We start from the raw sequence: 24,782 nt of genomic DNA, 5'->3' as shown, positions 1-24,782 counted from the left end.
CTAGCCGCCCGTGCGCGCGAGGCCGCTTCGCGCGGCTTCGTCCTTGGGGCGGAGCGCGAGCGCACGGCCGTAGGAGGTGAACGCCTTGGCCTTGTCGCCTAGACGTTCATAGGTGACGCCGCGAGCTGACCAGGCTTGCGCGCTGTCGGGATCGGCCTGCACCGCCTCGTCGAGATCGGAAGCGGCTTCCTTTGCCTTGTCGATGGCGAGGTAGCTGGTCGCGCGCGCCAGCAGTGGCTCGACCCGTTGCGGAGTCAGGCCGTTGGCCGCAGTGAAATCCGCGATCGCCTGCTCATGCTGCTTGTCGGCCTGATGGATCAGACCGCGGCCGTACAGCGCTTGCACGTTGTAGGGATCGAGTGTCAGCGCACGGTCGAATTCTGCCAGCGCTTCTTCGGTCTTGCCGGATTTGGCGAGAGTTAGGCCGCGCGTAGTGTAGCCTTGGGCGTCGCTGACGCTTTGCCCGCTGATCGTGCCCGTCGGTTTCTGCTCGACGGCCTGTGGCTTCTCCTTGTCCGATCCCCATGATCCCAGGTCGAACGAACAGCCGCCGAGCGGAACGGTGAGAACGATCGCCAACAGCGCGATGGGTACGGCCGTGAAGCGCGAACCGCAGGGAAGGGCATTGCAATCCGTAGCGGCCATGCAGCGGAATACTTTCGCGTGTCCAAGCCAAGATTAGCCGCAACGGCCGATGAAGGAGATGCGAGTGGAGCACGTCGCGCGTCAGCGACGATTATCCCATATTGCCGGATCTGCGATGGCGAAAAACAAAAACGCGGACCTGAGGCCCGCGTTTTCAACTCAAATCTCAGGAAGCACTCAGCGCGGTCCGCGCGGACCTGCGCCCGGGCCACCACGACCGCCAGCGCCACCACGGTCGCCACCGGGACCCGCGCCGAACACCGGCTTGGGCTTCATCGGCAGCAGGCCTTCGCGCTGCAGCTTCTTGCGGGCCAGCTTGCGCGCGCGGCGCACGGCTTCGGCCTTTTCACGGGCCTTCTTCTCGGAGGGCTTTTCGTAGTGCCCGCGGAGCTTCATCTCGCGGAAAATACCCTCGCGCTGCATCTTCTTCTTCAGCGCCTTGAGGGCTTGATCGACATTGTTATCGCGGACGAGAACCTGCACGCGGCATCCTCTTTCAATTGATCGGATAGGAATTCTGGTAAAGTAAAGGGCCGGCGAAAGGCCTGGCCCTTAACCCTGAACGCGGGCATGTAGCAGACAAATCCGCTATTGTCCACCTGAGAAGCCGGTTTCCCGGCTCCGGAAAGCCACGAAAATCGGCGGGATCCGGCGCCCAGGCGACCTGGTTTCCTCAAATAACGAGCCCATCACGGGCTCTCCCTAGCATCCGGCAACCTAAACATGCGGGAGGCGAGTATGAATACCAAAAAATATGCCGCTGAAGCGATCGGCACGTTTTGGCTCACTTTTGCGGGATGCGGCAGCGCGGTCATCGCCGCCGGCTTTCCTCAGGTCGGTATCGGCCTGGTCGGCGTGTCCCTGGCGTTCGGCCTGAGCGTCGTGACCATGGCCTATGCGATCGGCCACATTTCCGGTTGCCATCTCAACCCTGCCGTCACGATCGGCCTCGCGGCCGGCGGACGGTTTCCGACCGGTCAAATCCTGCCTTATGTCATCGCGCAGGTGATCGGTGCGATCGTTGCTGCTGCCCTACTTTATGTGATCGCAAGCGGCGCGTCCGGCTTCGACGTCAGCAAGGGTTTTGCGTCCAACGGCTTTGATGCGCATTCGCCCGGTAAATACGGCATGGTGGCCTGCTTCATCACCGAAGTGGTGATGACCATGATGTTCCTGTTCATCATCATGGGCGCCACCCACGGCAAGGCGCCTGCGGGCTTTGCGCCGCTGGCGATCGGATTGGCGCTGGTGATGATCCATCTCGTCAGCATTCCCGTCACCAACACGTCGGTGAATCCCGCGCGCAGCACCGGGCCCGCGCTGTTCGTCGGCGGCTGGGCGCTGACGCAGCTCTGGCTGTTCTGGGTTGCGCCGCTGATCGGCGGGGCGCTCGGCGGCGTGATCTATCGCTGGCTCAGCGAAGAGCCGGCCGGCGTCGTGGAAGGCTTGAAGACGGCCTGATCAGCAAACGCGTTCGGCGACCGCGCTATTTCTTGCTTGCCGGAGCCACTTCGGTGACATGGCCCATCTTGCGGCCAGGCCGCGGTGCGCCCTTGCCGTAGAGGTGAATGGTGGCACCGGGCACCGTCAGCCACTGCTCGTAGGTCAGGATATCGTCGCCGATCAGGTTGGTCATGGTAACCTCACCGTGACGAACCGGCTTGCCGAGCGGCCAGCCGGCGATCGCCCTTATGTGCTGCTCGAACTGGGAGATCGAGGCGCCGTCCAGCGTCCAGTGCCCTGAATTATGCACCCGCGGCGCAATCTCGTTGACCAGCACATGCGGCCCGCCGTTTCCGGCAACGACGAACAATTCGACTGCGAGCACGCCGACATAGTCGAGCGCGTTTGCGATCTTCTCGGCGACGGCACGCGCGTCTGCGGCCAGCGCATCCGAGATCGCGGCGGGCACGCGCGAGAATTTCAGGATGTGATCGCGGTGTTCGTTTTCGGTGACGTCGTAGCATTCGACCTCGCCGTCCGCCGAGCGCGCGGCGATCACGGAGATCTCGCGCTCGAAGGGAACGAAGGCTTCGAGGATCGCGGATTTGGTGCCGAGGTCCTCCCAGACTTGAGCGGGATCGTCGCCCTCGCGGATGATCGCCTGGCCCTTGCCGTCATAGCCGAAGCGGCGGGTCTTGATCACGGCGGGAAGGCCGATGCGTGCGATCGCCGCCTGCAGGGTTTCAACCGATGACACGTCGGCATAGTCGGCGGTGCCGATGCCCAGCCGTTTGACGAAGTCCTTTTCGATCAGCCGGTCCTGCGTGGTTTCGAGGATCTTCTGCGCCGGCAACACCGGGCGCCGCGCGGCCAGCACCATGGCGGTGGCGGCCGGCACGTTCTCGAATTCATAGGTGATGACGTCGACATCGTTGGCGAACAACTCGAGCGCCTCGACGTCGGCATATTCGGCGCAGGTCGCGTTCAGCACCACGTCGAAGGCGGGCGAGTCTGAGTCCGGCGAAAACACCTGGCATTTCAGGCCAAGGCGCGCCGCCGCCATGGCCAGCATCCGGCCCAATTGTCCGCCGCCGAGAATTCCGATGGTGTCGCCCGGCCTCAGCTTCACCTTGCCTGAAGCGGTCACGCCGATCCCTCCGGGCGCTCCTTGACCGCGTCCGTCTGCTGCTTGCGCCAGGCGGCGAGCCGCGCGGCCAGCGCTGCGTCATTAAGCGCAAGCACGCTTGCCGCGAGCAGCGCAGCGTTGATGGCGCCGGCCTTTCCGATCGCCAGCGTGCCGACGGGAACGCCGGCCGGCATCTGCACGATCGAGTACAGCGAATCGACCCCCGACAGCGCCTTGGATTCGACGGGGACACCGAAGACGGGGAGTTCCGTCAGCGCCGCCGCCATGCCCGGCAGATGGGCCGCCCCACCGGCGCCGGCAATGATGACCTTGAAGCCTGCGGCCTTGGCGCCTTTGGCGAAGGCAAACAACCGGTCCGGGGTCCGGTGGGCCGAGACGATGCGCTTTTCGCAATCGATCCCGAGCACAGCCAGTGTGTCGGCGGCGTGGCGCATGGTCTCCCAGTCGGACTGGCTGCCCATGATGATGGCGATGGGTGCGGTCATCTCGTCAATTCTGTTCGGGAATCCAGAAACATAGGCCGATTATAGGGTCGACCCGGGGCTCATCCAAGGCGTGGCAAGGGATCAGGAATGGACTATCCTGTCTTGGTGAATCCCGGCAAGCCTTCATAAGCAAGCCTGCACAGGGAAGGCCATGAAGAAGAAAACCAGGGCGACCGCCTCCAGGGCCGGAAAACGCCCCAAAAGCGCGGCTTCCGGGCAAAAAGTCGCACCGCGGCGGTCATCCGCCCAGGGATCCCGACCGCCGGCGGTGTCCAACGGCACCAAGGCGACGATTCGCCGGCTGAAGGCGGAACTGGCCCGGACGCAGGCGCAGATCGAGGAACTTCAGGCCTCCGCCGATACCGACTTCCTGCTGGGCATTCCGAACCGGCGCGGCTTCGAGCGCGAGCTCAATCGCGCGATTGCCTACATCAAGCGCTATCGCGCCGGCGGTGCGCTGGTCGTGCTCGACGTCGATCGCTTGAAACCGATCAACGACGCTTTCGGACACGCCGCAGGCGACCAGGTACTCAAGGCCATCGTCACGACGCTGCTCGCGCAGGTGCGCGCTTCCGATGTGGTCGGCCGGCTCGGCGGCGACGAGTTCGCGCTGCTGTTGTGGAATCTCAGCGAGACCGATGCCCGGGCCAAGGCGGCCGCGCTGGAGGAAGCGATCGATCGCCTCACCTTCGTGTTCGATGGCTGCACCATTACCGCGGGCGCCTCCGCGGGCGTCTCCATTCTCGATACCCATTCCGAAGCCGGCCGCGCGCTGGAAGCGGCCGACAGCGCCATGTATGTGCGAAAGGCGCTGCGGCGGCACGAGGTGTCGTGAAGAGCTGAAGATCTGTAGGGTGGGCAAAGGCGCGCTTGCGCCGTGCCCACCGTCTATCTGACGAACATGATGGTGGGCACGCTGCGCTTTGCCCACCCTACACGATCAGTGATCGCTACAAACCACTCAGATCATCCGGCACATTGCCGAACTTGCGCAGCAGTTTCGCGTCGCCGAATTCGCCGATCATGGGATCGCCGCTGCGGCTGAAGGCGACGGCGCCGATGCTGCCGGCCATCCGCGACATCGTCTCGGCACGCCGTAACGCGGTCGTCGGGCTCTGGCATTCTTCCGCGGCTCCCGCCATCGGCGTGCCGCTATCGTCCTGCAGGAATGGCATTGCGACGTAATAAGTGACATCGGCCATTGGTTCGCTCCGGGTTTGATCGATCAGGCAGCGTCGCTCTCCGCATGGGAGGTTCTCGCCGGCACGCAGCCGGCGGCGATTGCCGCCTGCAATTCCTCCAGTTCGGTTTCCAGATACTCGTTCGCCATGATCAGCGCCTTGATGGTCGAGCGCAGATTGCCGTCACACATCGCGATGGCCTGATCGCAGGCCTGCTCGTAGCGGCTGTTGTCGGACAGGGACGATGTGACGGACATGGCGGAACTCCCAAGGCTGGCGGCAGGAAGATATGTTCCCTTTTTGTTCTATGAGAGTCAAGTCGCATCCGCCAACTGGAAAGCTGTTTTTTCGGGTCGGCCGGCCGACAAGATCCTTGCGACGCAGGGTTGTGTGGATATCGGGGAAAAGGATCTGCCGGAAGCGGACGGCTTTTGGCGAACCGACTTGGCCGAACGAGGCACACGCAACGATCAGGCGATGATATCAGGCGTGATCTGGTCTTCGATAAAGGCGATGCGGTCGCGCAATTGCAATTTGCGTTTCTTCAGCCGCTGCAGCCGCAACAGGTCCGGCGCCGGCGACTGATGCAGCGCGTCGATCGCCGCATCGAGATCGCGATGCTCCTGCTGCAGGCGGGCGAGCTCGTTCTCAAGCTCGCGCTCATCATCGTCGGTCATGGTGTACGTTAGCTGAAAGCGCGATGAGGTTGTGAACGGGTTATTCTAGAGCGTGATGACTTTTCTTCGAATTGTCATCCCGCTCCAGCTGTTTGATTTGAGCATGATCTCCGCGCAAACGCGTTTCGGCGTTTGTCGCGAGGGAAAACCGGCACCCCACTTTTCCGGATCATGCCCGAGGCTGGCAGTGAATATCGTCCCTGCGAGGCCGGTCCGCAAGCTGACCGGGTTCCCATACTCACGATTGGTTACAGATAAATCCGAAAATATGACAGGCGCGATTCTGGATACCCATCGACAGATTCGTCGTCTGGTGTACACTCTCTCGTCCGGATCGAATCTGAGGTTCAACCACCGAGGAGATTTCGTATGGCACTACAGGCGCATCTTGTTGAACTTGAACGTAAACACAAGATTCTCGAGAATGAATTGCACGAAGCGCTCGTGCACCTTTCCACAGACGACCTGCAAATTGTCGAGTTGAAGCGCCGCAAGTTGATGGTCAAGGATGAGATCGAGCGGTTGAAACAATCCGCCAGCGAAACTCTCCACTAACCAGTCCAGCACTAACCAGTCCAGCAAAGTATCGAAAATCTCCACACGGTCGGATGGGTGCCGATGCGCTCATCCGCCCGGACGTGGGCGATGTCAGAGCTCCACCAGCGCGCCGACATGATCGGCGATCGCGAGTGATGACGTCAGTCCCGGCGATTCGATACCGAACAGATTGATCAGTCCGGCGACGCCGTGATCGGCTGGACCCTGGATCAGAAAATCCTGGGTAGCGACGGCCGGCGGCACGATTTTCGGCCGCATTCCGGAATAGCTCGGCATCAGCGCGCCGTCCGGCAGCGTCGGCCAGTAGCGCCGAATCGCGGGGTAGAATCGCTCGGCACGAGCGGGATCCACCGCATAATCGATGCTCTCGACCCATTCCACGTCGGGGCCGAAACGAGCCTGTCCCGCCATGTCGAGCGTCAGGTGCACGCCCAACCCGCCGGGCTCCGGCACGGGATAGATCAGGCGTGAAAACGGGGCGCGCGCGCTGCAACTGAAATAATTGCCCTTGGCGAGATAAGCGCAGGGGATCATCCCGACCGGCATGCCTTCGATGCTGCGCGCCACTGCGGGCGCGCTTAAGCCGGCCGTGTTGACGAGCAGGTTGCATGCAAGCGTCATCGGCGCGTGCCCGCCAGCTTCGATTTCGATCCGGCCGCCACCGGCCCGGGCGCGCAACAGCGGCGTGTGGAACGCATAGGCCGCGCCCGCTTCCTCAGCGTCGCCCCGCAGCGCCAGCATGTAGGCGTGGCTGTCGATGATGCCGGTGGACGGCGAGAGCAGGGCCGCATCGCAGTTGAGCGCCGGCTCCAGCGCCCGTGCCGCCTCGCCGGTCAGCAACTGCAGATCGTCGACGCCATTGGCTTCGGCATGCGCCCGGATCGACTGCAGTTTTTCGGTTTCGCTCGGCGTCGTCGCCACGATCAGCTTGCCGCAATTGCGATGGGGAATACCGTGGTCGCGGCAATACTGGTAGAGCGCGCGCTTGCCGCTCACGCACATCTTCGCCATCAGGCTGCCCGCGCGGTAATAGATGCCGGCGTGGATCACCTCGCTGTTGCGGGAGGAGGTGATGGTGCCGATGCCCTCAGTGGCCTCGAGCACGATCACTTCGCGGCCCGCCTGGGCCAGCCGCCGTGCGATCGAAAGCCCGATCACCCCCGCTCCGATGACGACGCAATCGACCTTGTCCATGTCAGCTTCGGACCTGGGAATCTGCCGTGGAAATCGGCGCCTGCCACGCTTGGCGATCATCGTTTCGTCCGCCGAAGCAGTCAAACAACCCGTTGGTTTGCCTCGAAATACGCCGCGAACGCAGTCCCGTTAGTGAAGCATTAATCATGTCAGGCCAATTGCCGTAATTTGGGTCACATTTTAGAATTGTACGGGTAGTCATTTACCCGATCCAAACCCGTCAAGCCAGACACTCCGCCCGCAAACCTTGGGTGGGTAATGGCTGACAGGAACCGGCAGGCAGAACGGAAGAATTCGATTCCGGCGCAGGCCCTTGTCTGTCTGCTCGCCATTGCTCTGCTCGTCATGGTTGCGCCGTGCGGAACTGCGTGGGCTGCCGCGCCTTCCGCGGGCTTTGCCCCGGTGAGCTCTATCGGCGAACTCGATCCCAATCTCGTGTGGGAGCTCCTGCTCGGCGGGATTGCCGTCGTTTCCTTCCTGGTTGCGATCGGGATCTGGATACTGGCGGCGTTGCGCCGAGCCAAGAGCGCACAATTGCAGCGCAGCGCATTCATCAGTTCGGCGCTCAACACGCTCAACCAGGGCGTGATGATGACCAATGCGCAAAACCGCGTGGTCTTTTGCAACGACCGCTTTCTCGAAATTTACGGGCTCAGCCGCGCCGAGATTTCTAGCGCGATGACCGGTCGCGAATTGCTCGAACTGCGCCGCGCGCGGGGCCTGCTCAATCTCACCGTCGAGGAATTCAGCAAGCTTGCCCGCCGCCCGGAAGGCGTCGTCACCGAACTGCCGGGCGGGCGATCGGTGCTTTCGAAGATCTTCCGCCTGCCCAATGGCGGGACGATCGGAACGCATGAGGATTGCACCGAGCAGCGCCAGCTGTCGCGCAAGCTGGCATCGACCACCAAATTTCTGGAATCGGTGCTCGACAATGTTCCGGTCTGCGTCGCCGCCAAGAACATCGAGGACGGCCGCTATATTTTCGCCAACCGGGCGTTCGAGCGCTTCTCGCGCTTTTCCCGCGATCGCGTCATCGGCAAGCGCGCCGACGAAATCTTCCGGCTGGAAACCGCCAAAAGCATTGAGGCCGCGGATCACGCCGCGCTGACGGCGCCCGAAGGCTATCATCGCAGCGAATACACCGTCGAACGCGGCGATGACCGGCGCGTTCTCTCTGCCAACCGCGTGGTCGCCCGCAACGAGAATAACGAGCCGGAATTCCTGATCACGCTGTTCGACGACGTCACCGATCGGCGGTCGCTGTCGCGCGAACTCGAAAACACCAAGAAATTCCTCGAACTGGTGGTCGACAACATCCCGGTGTCGCTGATCGTCGAGCGCGTCAGCGACGGGCGGTATCTGCTCGCCAACCGCAGCGCCGAGACCATTCTCAATCGCCGCCGCGAGGATGCCACCGGCCTGACCGCCGCCGACATCTTCAATCCGCGCGAAGCCAAGCTGATCATCGCGCGCGACGAGGCCGCGATCAAGAAGCGCGGCCTGCTCACCGAAGAACACCCGATCTCGACCAAGGATGGGCTGCGGCTGTTCCTTACCCGCCGCATGACCGTTCTCGACGAGGCCGGCGAGCCGCAATACCTGATCAAGACCCACGAGGACGTCACCGATCGCCGCCAGACCGAATCGCGGATGGCGCACATGGCCTATCATGACGGCCTGACCGATCTGCCGAACCGCGCCGCCTTCCTGCAGGCGCTGGCCCAGATGATCGAGGCCTGCGCCGGCACCGACGAGGAATTCGCGGTGCTCTGCGTCGACCTCGACGGGCTGAAGGAAATCAACGACGTGTTCGGCCACGCGATGGGCGACAAGCTCCTGATTGAGGTGGGCGGCCGCATCCAGGCTTCCGCCCGTGGCGGTGTGGTGGCCCGGCTCTCCGGCGACGAGTTCGGCCTGATCATTGATGGCAAGCAGCCGGAGGCGGGCCAGGCGCTTGCTGAACAGCTCGCGCAAACGCTGTCGGACGAATTCCTGATCGACGGCAAGTCGGTGCGCACCGGGGTCACCACCGGCATCTCGGTATTTCCGCATCACGGCGCGGACGCGGCTTCGCTGCTCGCCAATTCCGGCGCGGCGCTGTTCCGCGCCAAGCAGAAGTCACGCGGCTCGATCAGCATTTTCGCGCCCGAGATGGACCAGCAGATCCGCGATCGCCGCGTGCTGCATCAGGACCTCTCGATGGCGATCAGGAACGGCGAATTGTCGTTGTACTATCAGCCGCAGGCCGCGTCGGGCGCAACGGTCGCGGCCAGCAAGATCATCGGCTTCGAGGCGCTGGCGCGCTGGATGCATCCAGTGCGCGGCTTCGTGTCGCCGGGTGAATTCATCCCGCTGGCGGAAGAAAGCGGCCTGATCGTCGAAATGGGCGTCTGGATCCTGCGCGAAGCCTGCCGCGAGGCCGCCTCCTGGCCGGTGCCGATGCAGATCGCCGTCAATCTTTCGCCGGCCCAGTTCATGCATGGCGACGTGGTCAGCCTGGTGCATTCGATCCTGCTTGAAACCGGCCTGGCTCCCGGCCGGCTCGAGCTTGAAATCACCGAAGGCGTCCTGATCGAGGATTTCGATCGCGGTCTCGCCCTATTGAGGCGGCTGAAGGCGCTCGGCGTGCGGATCTCGATGGACGATTTCGGTTCCGGCTACTCCTCGCTGAGCTATCTGCAGGCGTTCCCGTTCGACAAGATCAAGATCGACCGCGCCTTTGTGATGAACCTCGGGCGCAATCCGCAGTCGGCGGCGATCGTTCGCGCCGTCATCGACCTCGGCCACGGCCTCGAAATGTCGATTGTTGCCGAGGGCGTCGAGACCCAGGAACAGCTCAGCTTCCTGTCGGAAGAGGGATGCGACGCGGTGCAGGGCTATTTCCTCGGCAAGCCCTTGCCGATCGGCCAGTACGCCGCACTCGTCGGCCGCAGCGTCGCAAACGACGTCGAAACCGCGCGCAAGCTCGCCAGCGCCTGATTTCGCGAAATCGCGCTGCGGTGCATCGGGCGCTAGCGCCAGAGATGCGATTGCATGCGCGACCTCTCCGGCTTTTCGCGATTTGATTTCGACGAGACCCTGGCTTGCCTTCCCCTGAAGGCCCGGATATTTTGGTGACCTAGCTGGTTCGAGAAAGGAGGGCTGCGCGGTGACGATATCTTTACGGCACTATCGCCAGCGTGGCCCCGTCAACGCCCTGCAAATGCATTTGCAGGGCTGACCAGAGACTTTTCCGAAAATCTCTTCCTGGTCTGCCCCCGTGGCAATGCGGCGTCGAACGTCTGATCGTTTGCGCCCGCATTTCAGTAGCTCGCCGCGCTCCAAACACGAACATCCGATGATGGCTGCATGCCCCGGATGTTGTGTTGGCCGGCAAGACCAGGGAACGATCATGACCCTTATCAATATTCGTAATCTCGGCGTGACGCTGAACGCTCCGCTGTTTTCCCGACTGGACCTTTCCGTCAATGCTGGTGACCGCATCGGGCTCGTCGCCGCCAATGGGCGCGGCAAGTCCACGTTACTGCGCTGCATTGCAGGCATGGCGGAGCCAAGCGATGGCGATATCGCCAGATCGCGAGGGTTGACCATCGGCTATGTCGAGCAGGATGTCCCGTCCGCGCTCGCGGATACACCGTTCTATGCGGCGGTGCTCGACATGCTTCCCGCTGAACGACGGGCGGGTGAGAGCTGGAGGGTCGATGTTGCCCTGGAATCGCTTGAGGTGCCCGAGGCGCTGCGGCAGAGGCCGCTGAAGCAGCTGAGCGGCGGCTGGCAGCGGTTTGCCATGCTTGCCCGCATCGTGGTGGCCGAGGCCGATGTGTTGTTGCTCGACGAGCCGACCAACCACCTGGACCTCGCCAGGATTTGTCAGCTTGAAGCCTGGCTGAACGCGCTGCCACGGGATATGCCGGTCGTCATATCGAGCCATGACCGCGCGTTTCTCGACGCAACCACAAACCGCACGGTATTCTTGCGGCCCGAGCGGTCGCAGATATTTTCGCTGCCCTATACGCAGGCGCGCGCCGCGCTCAGCGAGGTGGATACCTCGGATGAACGGCGCTACCGACGTGACCTGAAGGCTGCCGAGCAGCTTCGCCAGCACGCTGCAAAGCTCAACAACATCGGCGTCAATTCCGGTAGCGACCTTCTGTTACAAAAGACGAAGCAACTGAGGCAGCGAGCCGAGAAGCTGGAAGATGCGGCAAAGCCCGTCCACCTGGAGCGATCCGCAGGGACGATCAAGCTTGCCAACCGCGGAACGCATGCCAAGGTTCTGATTGCGCTTGATGATGCCACCGTCGCTACCCCCGACGGCAGGTTGCTGTTCAAGACCGGAAAGCAGTTCATCTGCAAGGGAGACCGGATCGTGCTGCTGGGGCCGAACGGGGCAGGCAAGACCCGGTTCGTGGCGATGCTGCGTCAAGCGATCGAAAACCCGGAAGCCATGCAGGCCGGCATCAAGGTCTCGCAGTCTCTTGCTCTCGGCTACTGTGAACAGAATCTTGCCGATCTTTCCGATGCCGACACGCCGATGCACACGATCGTCAGCCGTTTCGAGGTCGGCGATCAGCGTGCGCGCGCGTTGCTCGCCGGCTCCGGCCTGTCGGTTGCGATGCAGAGCCGTCCGATCGGCCGGCTTTCCGGCGGACAGAAGGCGCGTCTCGGCATGCTTTTGCTGCAGCTTGCCCAGCCAAACTTCTATCTGCTCGATGAGCCTACCAACCACCTGGATATCGAGGGACAGGAAGCGCTGGAAGAAGAATTACTGGCGCATCAGGCAAGTTGCCTGCTGGTTTCACACGACCGCAGCTTCGTACGAACGGTGGGAAGCCGGTTCTGGCTGATCGAAAGGAAGAAGCTGGTGGAACTGGAAGGACCGGAGGGATTCTTCGTATCGATCGCAACCGGCTAGGGCGGCGGCTGCCTGGTTTCTGCCGGACTTGATTCATTTCCAGGAGCGACATCCACTTTTGGCCATCATGACCTAGTGTAGTGAAGTCAGCTTCTCACCAGTAGCCCTTGCGTATGGCGGACTACGATCTCGCGATCATTGGCGGCGGATTGAACGGCGTCAGCATCGCGCGCGACGCCGCCGGACGCGGCTTGCGCGTCATCCTGCTGGAGCAGGGCGATCTCGGCGCGGGCGCCTCCTCGGCCTCGCCGCGGCTGATCCACGGCGATCTCGCGGGGCTTGAGCGCCGGCATTTTCTTCGCGTCCGTTCGGCGCTTGCCGAGCGGGACATCTGGCTCAGGATCGCGCCGCATCTGGTGCGTCCGATGCGCTTTGCCATCCCCGCGCATTCCGACGAACGCCCGGCCTGGCGGTTGCGTTCATGGCTCTTGCTCTACGACCGGCTGGCCTCGCGCAGCGGTCTGCCGGCCTCGGCGACCGTCGACGTCACCCATCATCCGGTCGGCAATGCGCTGAAGCGGCCGTTCGGCACCGCATTTGAATATTCCGACTGCGTCGTGGACGATTCCCGGCTGGTGGTTCTCACCGCCGTCGATGCCGCGGCGCGCGGTGCCGTGATTCGCACCGGCGCACGCTGCACCCGGGCCGAACGTGGCAAGGAATGGCGGCTGGCGACGAAAGATCGTGGCTTTCGCCAGGTGATCACGGCACGGGCGGTCGCCAACGCCACCGGAGCGTGGACGCCGTCTGTTGCCGAGACGGTGTTGCGCGTGCCGCCGCCGAAAGTGGCCGCCGTACAGATGGACCAGATCGTCGTCCGCCGCCTGTTCGACAGCGACAACATCTATGTGTTCCAGAACAGCGACGGACGGCTAATTTTCGCAAGTCCCTATGAGCGCGATTTTACCCTGATCGGTACCGTCAGCCATGCCTTCAAGGGCGATCCCGCCATCGTTGCGATGGCGGCGGGAGACGTCGCCTATCTCTGCGATGCGGCGAACCGCTATTTCCGCGAGCGGATCGAGACGGTCGACGTGGTGCGTACGCTCTCCGGCGCCAACATGGTGCTGAAGCCTGCAAGCAGGCGCGACGGGGCGGTGACGCTTGAGCACGGGCGCGGCAAGGCGCCGCTGCTCACTATCGTCGGCGGCGACGTCACGACCTCGCGGCTGCGCGCGGAGCGGGCGGTATCGAAGCTGACGCCGTTCTATCCGATGTCGGCGCGGTGGACCGCGAAGGCACCGCTGCCCGGTGGCGATTTTGCCTGGGACCGCTTCGACAACGAGATCGACGAAGTACGCGACCGCTGGCGGTTTCTCGGCGAAGACCAGGCGAGGCGTCTGGTCGCCGCCTACGGGTCGAACGCCAAGGCGGTCCTTGGCGATGCCAAGGAACGCGGCGACCTTGGCCCGGCCTTCGGGCCCGAGTTGACGGGCGCCGAAGTGCGCTATCTCATGCAAAAGGAATGGGCGCGATTTCCTGATGACATCCTGTGGCGGCGCTCCAAGCTTGACCTCACCATGCAGCCGGCGGATCGCGAGGCACTGGCCGCGTTCATGGCGGCAGCGGTGTGAAGAATGGATCGGACATGCGGCGCGCGATCGGGCCAACTGTTTTCTTTGCGGTTGGCGGCTTATTTGGGGGAATAGTCTATCGCTATTTCATTGACGATCCGATCGAAGCAACGCTGCCGTATTATCTCCGGAGCAGCCTGCATGGGATGGGCGTAACGCTGGCCGCCTGGGGCGTTCATCTCTACTTCACTTCGCGACGAAGTGAGTGGGTCAGCAGATGGCCGCTGTTGGCGGATCTGGCGGTGCGCTCCGCGACCATGGCAATCGTCGTCGCGAGCACGGCGCTGGTCTTGCAGGTGACGTTGTACTGGGAATGGATCGAGACGAAGTGGCTGATTGAGAAGTTTCCCATTGTCGTTGCGTTTAGCTTCTTCGCGTCGCTGCTCGTCATGTCGGCCTTCGAACTGACTCGGCTGGTCGGCAGCCGCGTGCTTTTCAATATAGCGCTCGGGCGATACCGAAGCCCGGTGCGGGAAGCGCGTGTGCTGATGTTCCTCGACCTGGCAGGCTCGACATCTCTCGCCGAGTCGATGGGAGAATTGCGCGTGCAGGGCCTGCTCACCCGGTTCTTCTTCGACATTGACGGCGCGATCGTTGCGCATGGTGGCGAGGTTCACGCCTATGTCGGCGATGAGGTCATCGTGACGTGGCCGCTCGATGGGCGGATCTCGGGCGGACGCTGCATCGACTGCTTCTTCGCGATTGCCGACAGCATCGCGGAAAAAGCGGACTCTTACCGCCAGGAGTTCGGCATGGTGCCGAGCTTCCGCGCCGGCCTGCATGCCGGTCACGTCGTGATCAGCGAGTGCGGCAGCTCACGCCGCCAGCTTGCCTATTTCGGCGATACCGTGAACGTGACGGCGCGGCTGCAGGAGCACTGCAAGGAGGTTGGCCGGAACTTGCTGGTGTCTGCCGATCTGCTGCGCCATATGAAGCTGAAGCCTGCTTTCGCGGTCGAACCGCTGGGGGAGGCGCGCTTGCGTGGCCGCGCGGCGGCAATCGAGGTGTTTGCCGTCGAGCGCCGGATCTGATGTGCGGCCCGGCTTCAGTTGGTTCCGTCAGCTCAAGTCGTGAACTATCGCTGCCGGTTCTTTCAATTCCGCTGCGCCGCGCGCGACCAGGCCTCGTCGCGCGCCGAAGGTCTGCGGTCGAGCCGCGCCGAGATGCGTCGGGCTGCCTTGCCGCCGTGACCGGCGCGCATATAGGCGACGATCAGCGTGTCTTCCCATAACTGGCGCTGGGCGTGGCTGCCGCCGATCCGCGCCAGTTCGGAAATCGCGCCTTCGAGCAGGCGGACCGCACCGTCATTGTCGCCTTCGGCAAACGCCCGGATGCCGCGACAGAGGTTGATCGCGCAGCCGCCCGGCGCCAGCTTGCCGTCGGCCGCGCGCGCTTCCAGCTGGGCCAGTCGCGTGTCCAGCGCATCGCCGCCTGCCATTGCTGCGGCCAGTGCAAAATGCACGTCGGCGAAGTGCGCTCCGGCTTGTGGAAAATATCTCTCGCCATAGGCCGCAACGTCCCGCCAATGCGGCTCCAGCCCGGCCTTGCCGGCCAGCGACAACCGCCACAGCAGCGAGGCGCCGTCGGTGAAGATGTTCAGTGGCGGATAGGGCCGGCCTGCCGGCTTGATATGCTGTTCGTAGATCGCAAGCGCACCATCAAGATCGCCTTCGTCGAGGTTGGTCAGCGCGACGTGCCAGGCAAGGTGCCCATGCAGAAAACTCTTGCGATCATGCGAAGGCATCCATTGCGCGAGGAATTTGCGGCCCACCGCCATGTCGCCTTGCTCGAACATCGCATGCGAGAGGCCATGCGCGGCGTTGGCGTTTTCGGAACGCAGCGCCATTGCGCGCTCGGACAATGTCCGGCCGGTGGAGAGATTACCCGCCTCGGTATGCGACCAGCCGAGGTAACTGACAAACCACCAGTCCTCGCCATAGTGCCGCGCATGGCGTTCGCAGATCGCGAGCTTGGCGGCATCGTGGTCGGGACGGCCCGAGAATGCATAGAGGCCGAACGCGCCGAGCAGGATCGACAGCACCTGCGCGTCGCGCGGATATTCTTCGAGATGCGCCTCGGCGCCGGTCACGGCGATTTTCGGCTTGCTCTCGATCACGGCGGCCATGATCTCGACATGGTTCTTTTCTCGTGGCGTCGCGCCGTCGGCCAGCTCGCGCGCCTTGCCGCCCTCCATGTTGAGCTGATGCAGCCGCGCGCGCCCGATATGCGCCAGCGCAAAGCCCGGATCTTCCGCGATCGCCTTGTCGAAGGCATCCTCGGCGCCGTGCCAGGCCGACAGCATGCAGTCGACGCCGTCGCGGTAATGCGCCGCGGCGCGGTCCGAGGCGGTGGTCAGCGGAAGATCGTATCTGTCCCGGTTCATTGTTCTTGTTCCGTTGTACGAGGGCGGGTAACTAGGCCGCTTTCGTTCCGAGCTTCTGTAAATGCCGATGATCTTGCGCCGCTTCGGCGAGCAACCAATCCTGAAACAGCTTGATCTTAGGAAGGTCAGACGTGGCCTTCGGGCACACGATCCAGTATGTCCGGGAAAGCCGACTTGCTTCCTTGAACGGCCGAACGAGGCGCCCACAGATGAGGTCCCACGCGGCAAGCGTGGTGCGCGCGAGTGCTATTCCCTGGCCGTCGACCGCGGCATCGATAACCATGCTGGCGCGATTCAATACCGGCCCTTGTGAAGGCTCTGCGTCCGCAACGCCGGCAACTTCGAGCCACCTTGTCCACGCCTTGCGATCGTCGAGGTGGAGCAAGGAAAACTTCAGGACGTCCGAAGGCCGGACCAAACGGTGACGCCCCGCTAGCAGCTTGGGACTGCAGACAGCGAATAATTGCTCGGGAGACAACCGTATCACATCGTGTCCCGGCCAATTGCCGTCGCCGTGCCGGACCGCAAGATCGACATCCTCCCGGGCGAAGTCGACGTGGTGCATGGTCGCCGAAATTCGCAGATCGATTTCGGGATGGGATTCGGAAAAACGACCGAGTCGGTGCACCAGCCACTTGGCCGCGAAGTCAGGCGAAGTGCTGACCGTCAGAACACCTGAACTCTGGCGTTGCATCAGGCGCTCTGTGCCAACGGCAATGCGGTCTAGTGCATCGCGTACGACAGTGAGGTAGTCGCGGCCGGCTCCGGTAATGACCAGTCGCTGGCGTTCGCGGATGAACAGTTTGATTCCGAGCTCCACTTCCAGCGCCTTGACCTGATGGCTGACCGCGCCTTGAGTGACGCATAGTTCTTCGGCGGCCTGGGTGAAGCTCTCATGCCGCGCGGCGGCCTCGAAGGCCTTGAGCGCATTCAGTGGCGGCAGGCGGCGAAGCATGACCTGACCTTCATGAGAAAAACTCCGTTAGGCTAGAGAAAGGATGCTTTGCGCGCAAGCCTTGCCTGGCTCTATTGATCCTGCTCTCGCCGTGGCTCGAAAAAGCCCCGTCGCATTCTGGAGCATTGTCATGTCAAACTACTCTCCTCAAGGATTGGCCTTGCCGCGCGAAGCCGCCGGCAAGCGGACCTTTCGTCAACAATCTGTCTCATCAAGTTTGGTGGGCGGGTGGTTGCGCACGTTGGAAATCTGGATCGACCGGAGCCATCAGCGAACGCAGCTCGGCGAATTGGCCGAACTCAATGATTATCTTCTCAAGGACATCGGCGTATCGCGCGAGGAGGCATTGCGTGAGGCGGCGAAGCCGTTCTGGCGATGAGCGACCCAATGGCCGGCGTCATTGTTTACGGCTTTCCGGTCAGTACCTTCGTGAACATCGTCCGGCTCGTGCTGACCGAGAAAGGCGTGCCGTTCACGTTCTGCGACCTGGAATCGGAGATGGGCAGTCCGCGCCATCTGACGCTGCATCCGTTCAACCGCGTTCCGATTCTCGACCACGACGGTTTCGTGCTCTACGAAACGTCCGCAATTGCAGCCTATGTCGATGAGGCGTTCGATGGACCGCCGCTTCAGCCCGTCGACCCGCGAGCGCGGGCGCGGATGAATCGATGGATCAGCTCGTTGAACAATTACTATTATCCCTACATTGCCTATCATCTCAGTCATGAGCGTTTGATCTACCCGGTTCTCGGTATCGCGCCGGACGAAAAGGTCGTCGCCGCCGCGCTGCCGAAGATCGCGATCGGCCTTGATGTCATGGAGAACGACCTCGATCCCGGCCGAAAATTCCTGGTCAATGACCAACCGACGCTGGCCGACTTCTTCATGTTGCCGACGATGACGAGTCTTAGCCTCACTCCGGAAGGACAGCAGATGCTCAACGACAAACCCCGCATCGCGGCTTGGCGTGCGGCCATGGAGGCGTTGCCGAGCGTTATGGCCGTGCGCGCGATGGTGATGCCTCATCTCGGAAAGCCCGTCGAGCACGCCCGCCGGTGGGTGGTCGATCATCGGCCGAGGTACTAGGGTTCCGTCGCCTGATTGTTACAGCGAGCGAGATTGACAGGGCAGGCCCCCGCTGGTGTCATCCTTTCCATGGGGAAGCGATCTCCCCACGAGGCGACATGCCGAAGAATCGCGTCCGGTTTTGAAAACCATCCAAGGACGCAGTGTGTCAGCCGCCAATCCGATCTCATTTTACGCTTTTTCTCGTGCCGTCGCGACGACGATGTGCCCTTGGCGCATCGGAGACGCGATGAGCGCCGCGATGAATCTGGGGCAAGGGCAAACCCGGAGAGTGAACGATGGCAGAAAACATGGAACGGCGGGACTTCATCAAGAGTGCTGGGCTGGTCGCCGGGATCGCGGCGGCTTCGACGCTCGGCCAACGATCCGCGAATGCAGAGACCGCGCAGCAACCAGGAGCAAAGCGCATGGCTTATGAGATCAAGCCGTTTTCGCTCGATCCGAAATCGGTGAAGGGAATTTCCGAGAAAATTCTCATAAGCCACTATGAGAACAATTATGTAGGCGCGGTGAAACGCTTGAACGCAATCGCTGTCCAACTGGCGGAACTGGACTTTGCCAAGGCGCCGAATTTTCTGATCAATGGCCTCAAGCGCGAAGAACTGGTCGCGATGAACTCAATGATTTTGCACGAGGCCTATTTCGACAGTCTCGGTGGGGGCGGTGCGGCACGAGGCTCGCTGGGAGACGCGATTGCACGCGATTTCGGCAGCGTCGATCGCTGGCGCGCCGAATTCTCTGCGATGGGCAAGGCGGAAGGCGGCGGTTCCGGTTGGGTGCTGCTGTCTTATTCGCCTCACGACAAGCGACTTGTCAATCAATGGGCGGCCGATCACACCAATGCCGTCGCCGGCGGCCGGCCGGTGATTGCGCTCGACATGTACGAACACGCCTATCACATGGACTATGGTGCCAAGGCCGGCGCGTATGTGGACGCCTTCATGGAGGCCATCAATTGGGATAACGCAGCGAAGCTGTACGACCGGCTCAGCCGCGAGGGCTGATCGGGCGCCAGCAAGGTAAAAGCTGAACGCTACGTCTTCGACGCAGATGCACGCCCTAGAAATCGAGCTTGTCGCGTACGGGTCGATGCCCGCCTTGGCGCAGGCCTCGTCCGCGTCGCCGCCGGGAGCCCCGGAGACGCCAACGGCGCCCAGCAGTGAGCCTGCCGCCTCGACCGTCAGCCCGCCGCCGATGATGACGGCGCCGGGCAGGTTGCGGATTCCGGCCTGCATCATCCCGGGCTGGCTGATGGCGTTGAGTTCGGTCGTGCTGGTGCGAAAGCTGACCGCGGTCCATGCCTTGCCTGAAGCGGTCGACACCGTGTGCGGGCCTGCAAAGCGGTCGCGCAGCAGCACCTGCGTGACGCCGAAGCGATCGACAACGGCGACCGACACCTGAAAGCCGCGCTTTCGGCAATCTGCCAGCGTCGCTCGCGCCAGATCGAGCGCCAGTTCGGGGCTCAACGATTTGTAGCTCACGAGGGCTTCCTGTGCGGCGGCCGCGCCGGCGAGCAGGGAAAGAAGTGTGGTCGCAGCCAACAGATTCCTAACGGTCATCATCTTCCTCCGCGATCCCGCATACTGCGAGAAACCCGGGCGTTCCAAGCGCTCAGAACCATACCAGAGCCGAGCGCGGCGGCACCCATAATGTTGTGGCCGTGCGCCGTGAAGCGGTTGAGCGGATGCCGATCCGCCGCTAGCGTGCGGTCACGACGGGGCTGGCAGATCACATGACTGAGGAATCGCCTGATATCGGCAGGCCGAATATCGACGTATCGGCGGCACCCGCCGAGGCGGCGGCCGACATGCCCTTGCTCCGGATCGAGGGGGTCTCCAAGAATTTCGGCGCCTTCCGCGCGGTGGACCGGCTCTCGCTCGACATCCGGGCCGGCGAGTTCTTTGCGCTATTGGGGCCGAGCGGCTGCGGCAAGACCACGCTGCTGCGCATGCTTGCCGGCTTCGAGACGCCCGACGAGGGCCGCATCCTGCTCAGTGGCCGCGATATCGCGCCGGTGCTGCCGTATGAGCGGCCCGTCAACATGATGTTCCAGAACTACGCGCTGTTCCCGCATCTCTCCGTGCGGGACAATATCGCGTTCGGGCTGAAGCGCGCAGGGATGGCCCGCGCCGCCATCGACACCCGCGTCGCCGAGATGGTCGCGCTGGTCAGGCTCGATGGCATGGAGAAGCGCAAGCCGGACCAGCTTTCCGGCGGCCAGAGGCAGCGCGTGGCGCTGGCACGCTCGCTGGCGCGGCGGCCCAAGGTTCTGTTGCTCGACGAGCCGCTGGCGGCGCTCGACAAGAAGCTGCGTGAGAGCACGCAGCTCGAATTGATGGAGCTGCAGGGCCGTCTCGGCATGACCTTCATCATCGTCACCCACGACCAGGAAGAGGCGATGACGATGGCCAACAGAATCGGCGTGATGGATGCCGGCCGGCTCGAACAGGTTGCGACCCCGCGCGACCTTTACGAGGCACCCGCCTCGCGCTGGGTCGCCGAGTTCGTTGGCGACGTCAACCTGTTCGACGGCGAAGTCACGTCGCACGAACATCAGCGCCTGACGGTTGCGACCCGGGATGGCGGTGCCATCGTGGTCGCCGCGCCGCGTCAGCCTGTCACGAAGTCCCTGGTCACGGTCGCGATCCGCCCCGAGAAGGTAAAGCTGTCGCGCCGCGGCCCGGCGTCGGATGCGGACAATTCGCAGGCGATCAACCGGCTCGAAGGCGTCGTCACCGATGTCGGATATCTTGGCGGCTCAACCGTCTACAAGGTCAAGCTCGATTCCGGCGCGATGGTGCGCTCGTCGGTGGCCAATACCGCGCGGCTCGACAGGGATACCTATAGCGTGGGTCAGCGCGTGGTGGCGTGGTTCACGCCCGACGACTGCGTGGTGCTGGAGCAATGAGCGCGCGCCGCATTTTCGCGCAGCCGGCGCGCTATGCTGCGATCGCGCCCTATGTCTGGATGGTGCTGTTCTTCCTGGTGCCGTTCGGCTTCGTGCTGAAGATCAGCTTGTCGCAGACCGCGATCGCGCAGCCGCCCTATGTGCCCTTGTTCGATTTCACCGAAGGATGGGCGGCGATCAAGGCGGCCTTCGCGCAGCTTACGCTGGATAATTTCAGTCTGCTGGTCTCGGACAATCTCTATATCAGCTCTTATTTGCGCAGCCTCGTCGTCGCGGTGACCTCGACATTGATCCTGCTGTTGATCGGCTATCCCATCGCCTATGGCATGGCGCGGCTGCCGCAACGCTGGCAGGCGATCGCGATGATGCTGGTAATCATTCCGTTCTGGACCTCGTTCCTGATCCGCATCTATGCCTGGATCAATATTTTGCAGCATGACGGGCTGCTCAACAAGGTACTGCTCGCGCTGCACCTGGTCTCGACGCCGGTGGTGTGGCTCTCGACCGACAGCGCGATGTATATCGGCATCGTCTATTCCTACCTGCCGTTCATGATCCTGCCGCTCTATGCGACGCTCGCCAGGATGGATCCCTCGCTGCTGGAAGCCGCAAGCGACCTCGGTGCGTCGCCGCTTCGGGCATTCTGGCTGGTGACGTTTCCGCTGTCCCTGCCGGGGGTCGGCGCCGGTGCGCTGCTATGCTTCATCCCGATCGTCGGCGAGTTCGTCATTCCCGATCTTCTGGCCGGTTCCAGTTCGATGATGATCGGCCAGACGCTGTGGTTGGAATTCTTCACCAACAAGGACTGGCCGGTCGCCGCAGCGGCAGCCGTCGCGTTGCTGGTGCTGCTGGTGCCGCCGCTATTGCTCTACGACCGGCTGCAGCGCCGTCAGCTCGGAGGGGCGAACTGATGGCTCGCAAGGCCAACGCCATCTCGCCGTTCAACATCACCGCGCTCGCGCTGGGAATGGCGTTTCTGTATCTGCCGATCGTGATCCTGGTCATCTATTCCTTCAACGATTCGCGGCTGGTCACGGTGTGGGGCGGCTGGTCGCTGCGCTGGTATCGCGAATTCTTCAACGATCGCGCGATGCTGGATGCAGCATGGATGAGCCTTCGCGTCGCCGCGGTATCGGCCACGATCGCAACGCTGCTCGGCACGCTGGCTGCGGTTGGGCTAGTTCGTGGCGAGCGCTTCAGGGGCCGGTCGCTGTTTTCCGGGATGCTGTATGCGCCGCTGGTGATGCCGGAGGTGATCTCGGGCCTTTCTCTGCTCTTGCTGTTCGTGGCGCTGAACGCCGAGCGCGGCTTCTGGACGGTGACGATCGCCCACACCACGCTGACCATGTGCTTCGTGACCGTTGTGGTGCAGTCGCGCCTCGCCTCGCTCGACCGTAGCCTCGAGGAGGCGGCAATGGACCTCGGTTGCGATCCAGTGCAGGCATTTCTTCGCGTGACGCTGCCGCTGATCGTTCCGGCGATCGCCGCCGGTTGGATGCTCGCGTTCACGCTCTCGCTCGACGATGTCGTGATCGCGAGTTTCACCACCGGTCCGGGCTCGGCGACGCTGCCGATCCGGATCTACTCCGAGGTGCGGCTGGGCGTTAAGCCCGAGATCAACGCGATCTGCACCATGGTGATCGCGCTCATCGCGGTGACGATCGTGCTCGCTTCACTCGCCTCGAAACTGTCGAGCTCTGAAGCTAAGAGCGCGGCGCCGCTGTAGTCACGACTTCACGGCGCCCGCGGTCAGCCCGCCCACCATATAGCGCTTGAACGCGTAATAGATCGCCGCCGGCGGCAGCGCGTAGATGAAGCCGGTGGTCATCAGCAATTCCCACGGCGAGTCGTCGGCGGCCAGGAAGTTGCCGAGGGCTACGGGAAGCGTGATCTCGGTGTCCTTGGAGAGCAGCAGGAAGGCGTAGAGATATTCGTTCCAGGCGAGCAGGATCGCGTAGGTGCCGATCGCCACCAGCGACGGCATCATCAGTGGCACATAGACCAGACGGAACAATTGCAGCGTGGTCGCGCCGTCCATGGTGGCGGCTTCATCCAGTTCGACCGGCAGCTTGTCGGAGGCCTGCTTCAGCACCCAGATCGCGTAGGGCGAGGCGATGGTGACCATGGCGAGGATCAGCGACCAGTGATTATTGAGCAGGCCGTAATTGCCCATGGTGCGGTACATCGGCACGGCGAGGAACGCCGCCGGGATGAAATAGGTGAACAGCGCCAGATTCATCACCCAGCGCCCGCCGGGCACGCGCAGCCGCGAGATCGAAAACGCCGCGGCAGTCGCGATCATCAACGTCAGCGCGCCCGCCGAAAGCGCGATCACCACCGAATTCAGGAACTGAATCCAGAAATCGCGCAGGAAGTAATGCTGCTGGTGGAACACGATGTTGAAATTGTTCAGCGTCGGATGCGTAGGCCACAGCTTGCCTGAAAACGCGTCCTCCTTCGGCGAGATCGCGAACAGGAACATGTGGTAGATCGGCACCATGGTCCAGATGAACACGGGAATGCCGATCAGCAGAAGTTTTGCTTCGGTACCGATTTCGCGGAGTGTTGGCAGCTTCATCGCGACAACCGTTTCATCATGAAATAGACCAGCGGCAGCACGAAGGGCAGCGCGCAGACGATGGAGGCCATCGCGAGCGAGAGCTGATCGAGCCGGAGATAGCGGATGCCGAGTGTGGCCAGCACGTGGGTGAGATCGGCGGGACCGCCGCCGGTTAAGAGATAGACGCTGTTGAAGTCACCCAGCGTCCAGATCATCGAGAGCAGCGTGCAGGTGATGTAGAGCGTCTGCATCGACGGCCAGGTGATGAAGCGGAACTTCTGCCACCAGCTCGCGCCGTCGACCTCGGCGGCTTCATACAGATCATGCGAGATCGCGAGGCGTCCCGTCATCAGGATCAGGGTCCAGAACGGCAGCGATTTCCAGATGTGCACGCCGATCGCCATGCTAAGCGCCACCGTCGGGTCGTTCAGCCAGTTCGGGCCGTCCTCGCCGGTGAACTTGAAGATCAGCTGGTTGACCACGCCCCATTCCGGATTGAACATGAACCGCACGGAGAGAATGGTCGGGATCGACGGCACCGCCCAGGGCAGGATGAACAGCACCGACAGCCATTTGATCCAGGTGCGCTGCTGGGCGAAGAAGCCGGACAAAAACAGCGCGATCGCCATTTTGATATTGATGCCGACCAGCAGGAAGATCAGCGTGTTGACGGCGGCGCGCGCGAAGATCGGATCGTGCCAGAGCGCGACATAGCTCGCCGGATGCCGCGCCAGCCACAGCCCGTAGCCGACCGGATAGACCACGAACGCCAGGAACACGAGGATATAGGGCGCCAGCAGCACGATGCCCCAGACTTGCGGGGTGGTGAGCCGTGCGGATAGCGGAGGACCGGGTGTCGCGTGGTCGCCCGAAAGCGTGATTGCCATACGTCTACTCTTGCAGGCTTAGGTGATGCCGGCTGCGGCTACGCCGCCGTCCCTGCGAACGCAGGGACCCATAACCACAGGATGTTGTTATTGTGCAAAGTCGTTGACCAGCATCCTTCAAAACGGCCGCCGCGGCGTATGGGTCCCTGCTCCGTGCGCAACCGCGCACTCGGCAGGGACGACG

The 24,782-nt window shown here is 62.8% G+C and carries 25 protein-coding genes and 1 pseudogene; 13 read left to right on the top strand and 13 right to left on the bottom strand.

Annotated elements, in window-relative coordinates:
• Together IVB22_RS16955 and rpsU are read right to left on the bottom strand one after the other, a co-directional pair.
• Window positions 1–645: a tetratricopeptide repeat protein gene (locus IVB22_RS16955; RefSeq protein ID WP_247518449.1), complete on the bottom strand. Its 645-nt coding sequence runs from the start codon at window positions 643–645 to the stop codon at window positions 1–3.
• A 177-nt stretch (window positions 646–822) separates the two neighbouring features.
• Window positions 823–1,128 carry a 30S ribosomal protein S21 gene (gene rpsU / locus IVB22_RS16950; RefSeq protein ID WP_057838472.1) on the bottom strand — a complete coding sequence of 102 codons (306 nt, stop codon included), beginning with the start codon at window positions 1,126–1,128 and terminating at the stop codon, window positions 823–825.
• A gap of 255 nt (window positions 1,129–1,383) precedes the next feature.
• Here rpsU and aqpZ point away from each other — a divergent pair, with 255 nt between their 5' ends.
• Window positions 1,384–2,106: an aquaporin Z gene (gene aqpZ / locus IVB22_RS16945; protein ID WP_247518448.1), complete on the top strand. Its 723-nt coding sequence runs from the start codon at window positions 1,384–1,386 to the stop codon at window positions 2,104–2,106.
• Between the two features lie 25 nt (window positions 2,107–2,131).
• Here the strand turns inward: aqpZ and IVB22_RS16940 are convergent, their stop codons facing one another.
• A complete protein-coding gene (locus IVB22_RS16940; protein ID WP_247518447.1) occupies window positions 2,132–3,235 on the bottom strand; it encodes a 5-(carboxyamino)imidazole ribonucleotide synthase in 1,104 nt (367 codons plus the stop codon).
• The gene (gene purE / locus IVB22_RS16935) at window positions 3,232–3,720 is read right to left on the bottom strand and encodes a 5-(carboxyamino)imidazole ribonucleotide mutase (RefSeq protein WP_247518446.1); all 489 of its coding nucleotides are present in this window, start codon (window positions 3,718–3,720) and stop codon (window positions 3,232–3,234) included. Before purE ends, IVB22_RS16940 begins: the two co-directional genes overlap by 4 nt.
• Before the next feature lie 151 nt (window positions 3,721–3,871).
• Here purE and IVB22_RS16930 point away from each other — a divergent pair, with 151 nt between their 5' ends.
• Window positions 3,872–4,555: a GGDEF domain-containing protein gene (locus IVB22_RS16930; RefSeq protein WP_247518445.1), complete on the top strand. Its 684-nt coding sequence runs from the start codon at window positions 3,872–3,874 to the stop codon at window positions 4,553–4,555.
• A gap of 115 nt (window positions 4,556–4,670) precedes the next feature.
• On the opposite strand, the gene IVB22_RS16925 is transcribed toward IVB22_RS16930, so the two are convergent.
• The 3 genes from IVB22_RS16925 to IVB22_RS16915 all read right to left on the bottom strand — a co-directional run bounded on the left by IVB22_RS16925 (window position 4,671) and on the right by IVB22_RS16915 (window position 5,578).
• Complete coding sequence (locus IVB22_RS16925; protein WP_247518444.1) at window positions 4,671–4,922, bottom strand: hypothetical protein; 252 nt, start codon at window positions 4,920–4,922, stop codon at window positions 4,671–4,673.
• A 23-nt stretch (window positions 4,923–4,945) separates the two neighbouring features.
• Window positions 4,946–5,158: a hypothetical protein gene (locus tag IVB22_RS16920; RefSeq protein WP_214490630.1), complete on the bottom strand. Its 213-nt coding sequence runs from the start codon at window positions 5,156–5,158 to the stop codon at window positions 4,946–4,948.
• Between the two features lie 213 nt (window positions 5,159–5,371).
• The gene (locus IVB22_RS16915; RefSeq protein WP_057851906.1) at window positions 5,372–5,578 is read right to left on the bottom strand and encodes a YdcH family protein; all 207 of its coding nucleotides are present in this window, start codon (window positions 5,576–5,578) and stop codon (window positions 5,372–5,374) included.
• A 369-nt stretch (window positions 5,579–5,947) separates the two neighbouring features.
• On the opposite strand from IVB22_RS16915, the gene IVB22_RS16910 reads away from it, so the two are divergent.
• Entirely contained in the window at window positions 5,948–6,133 is a 186-nt protein-coding gene (locus IVB22_RS16910) for a YdcH family protein (protein WP_247518443.1), read from the top strand.
• A 93-nt stretch (window positions 6,134–6,226) separates the two neighbouring features.
• Here IVB22_RS16910 and IVB22_RS16905 read toward each other — a convergent pair whose 3' ends face one another.
• A complete protein-coding gene (locus IVB22_RS16905; RefSeq protein ID WP_247518442.1) occupies window positions 6,227–7,330 on the bottom strand; it encodes an NAD(P)/FAD-dependent oxidoreductase in 1,104 nt (367 codons plus the stop codon).
• Between the two features lie 258 nt (window positions 7,331–7,588).
• On the opposite strand from IVB22_RS16905, the gene IVB22_RS16900 reads away from it, so the two are divergent.
• From IVB22_RS16900 to IVB22_RS16885, 4 genes are all read left to right on the top strand, one after another.
• Complete coding sequence (locus IVB22_RS16900; RefSeq protein WP_247518441.1) at window positions 7,589–10,309, top strand: EAL domain-containing protein; 2,721 nt, start codon at window positions 7,589–7,591, stop codon at window positions 10,307–10,309.
• Window positions 10,310–10,721: 412 nt separating this feature from the next.
• Window positions 10,722–12,245 carry an ABC-F family ATP-binding cassette domain-containing protein gene (locus tag IVB22_RS16895; protein WP_247518440.1) on the top strand — a complete coding sequence of 508 codons (1,524 nt, stop codon included), beginning with the start codon at window positions 10,722–10,724 and terminating at the stop codon, window positions 12,243–12,245.
• 113 nt (window positions 12,246–12,358) lie between these two features.
• The gene (locus IVB22_RS16890; RefSeq protein ID WP_247518439.1) at window positions 12,359–13,819 is read left to right on the top strand and encodes a glycerol-3-phosphate dehydrogenase; all 1,461 of its coding nucleotides are present in this window, start codon (window positions 12,359–12,361) and stop codon (window positions 13,817–13,819) included.
• 14 nt (window positions 13,820–13,833) lie between these two features.
• Complete coding sequence (locus IVB22_RS16885) at window positions 13,834–14,850, top strand: adenylate/guanylate cyclase domain-containing protein (protein ID WP_247518438.1); 1,017 nt, start codon at window positions 13,834–13,836, stop codon at window positions 14,848–14,850.
• 62 nt (window positions 14,851–14,912) lie between these two features.
• Here IVB22_RS16885 and IVB22_RS16880 read toward each other — a convergent pair whose 3' ends face one another.
• Together IVB22_RS16880 and IVB22_RS16875 are read right to left on the bottom strand one after the other, a co-directional pair.
• Complete coding sequence (locus IVB22_RS16880) at window positions 14,913–16,202, bottom strand: tetratricopeptide repeat protein (protein ID WP_247518437.1); 1,290 nt, start codon at window positions 16,200–16,202, stop codon at window positions 14,913–14,915.
• 31 nt (window positions 16,203–16,233) lie between these two features.
• Window positions 16,234–17,157, bottom strand: a complete 924-nt coding sequence (locus tag IVB22_RS16875) for a transcriptional regulator GcvA (protein WP_247518436.1) — start codon at window positions 17,155–17,157, stop codon at window positions 16,234–16,236.
• 130 nt (window positions 17,158–17,287) lie between these two features.
• On the opposite strand from IVB22_RS16875, the gene IVB22_RS16870 reads away from it, so the two are divergent.
• The 3 genes from IVB22_RS16870 (at window position 17,288) to IVB22_RS16860 (ending at window position 19,247) form a co-directional block, all read left to right on the top strand.
• Entirely contained in the window at window positions 17,288–17,536 is a 249-nt protein-coding gene (locus tag IVB22_RS16870) for a DUF1127 domain-containing protein (RefSeq protein WP_247518435.1), read from the top strand.
• Window positions 17,537–17,544: 8 nt separating this feature from the next.
• The gene (locus tag IVB22_RS16865; RefSeq protein WP_247518434.1) at window positions 17,545–18,243 is read left to right on the top strand and encodes a glutathione S-transferase family protein; all 699 of its coding nucleotides are present in this window, start codon (window positions 17,545–17,547) and stop codon (window positions 18,241–18,243) included.
• Window positions 18,244–18,650: 407 nt separating this feature from the next.
• Entirely contained in the window at window positions 18,651–19,247 is a 597-nt protein-coding gene (locus IVB22_RS16860; RefSeq protein ID WP_247518566.1) for a superoxide dismutase, read from the top strand.
• A 55-nt stretch (window positions 19,248–19,302) separates the two neighbouring features.
• Here IVB22_RS16860 and IVB22_RS16855 read toward each other — a convergent pair.
• Window positions 19,303–19,802, bottom strand: a pseudogene (locus IVB22_RS16855) (heme-binding protein).
• Window positions 19,803–19,975: 173 nt separating this feature from the next.
• Here IVB22_RS16855 and IVB22_RS16850 point away from each other — a divergent pair.
• From IVB22_RS16850 to IVB22_RS16840, 3 genes are read left to right on the top strand one after another with little or no spacing between them, the layout of a single operon-like run.
• Window positions 19,976–21,151, top strand: a complete 1,176-nt coding sequence (locus IVB22_RS16850; RefSeq protein WP_374207549.1) for an ABC transporter ATP-binding protein — start codon at window positions 19,976–19,978, stop codon at window positions 21,149–21,151.
• A complete protein-coding gene (locus IVB22_RS16845) occupies window positions 21,148–22,062 on the top strand; it encodes an ABC transporter permease (RefSeq protein WP_247518433.1) in 915 nt (304 codons plus the stop codon). The genes IVB22_RS16850 and IVB22_RS16845 overlap by 4 nt, the downstream gene beginning before the upstream one ends.
• Complete coding sequence (locus IVB22_RS16840; RefSeq protein WP_247518432.1) at window positions 22,062–22,877, top strand: ABC transporter permease; 816 nt, start codon at window positions 22,062–22,064, stop codon at window positions 22,875–22,877. The genes IVB22_RS16845 and IVB22_RS16840 overlap by 1 nt, the downstream gene beginning before the upstream one ends.
• Here IVB22_RS16840 and IVB22_RS16835 read toward each other — a convergent pair whose 3' ends face one another.
• Together IVB22_RS16835 and IVB22_RS16830 are read right to left on the bottom strand one after the other, a co-directional pair.
• On the bottom strand, window positions 22,878–23,729 hold the full coding sequence (locus tag IVB22_RS16835) for a carbohydrate ABC transporter permease (protein WP_247518431.1): 852 nt from the start codon (window positions 23,727–23,729) through the stop codon (window positions 22,878–22,880).
• Complete coding sequence (locus IVB22_RS16830) at window positions 23,726–24,598, bottom strand: carbohydrate ABC transporter permease (RefSeq protein WP_247518430.1); 873 nt, start codon at window positions 24,596–24,598, stop codon at window positions 23,726–23,728. Before IVB22_RS16830 ends, IVB22_RS16835 begins: the two co-directional genes overlap by 4 nt.
• Window positions 24,599–24,782: the final 184 nt, after the last annotated feature.

Origin of the sequence: Bradyrhizobium sp. 190 (assembly GCF_023073415.1) — a bacterium.
In the GTDB taxonomy this organism is placed as follows: Bacteria; Pseudomonadota; Alphaproteobacteria; order Rhizobiales; family Xanthobacteraceae; genus Bradyrhizobium.
Note: the sequence above shows the minus strand (reverse complement) of the source record. Positions and strands in the feature narration are given on the sequence as shown.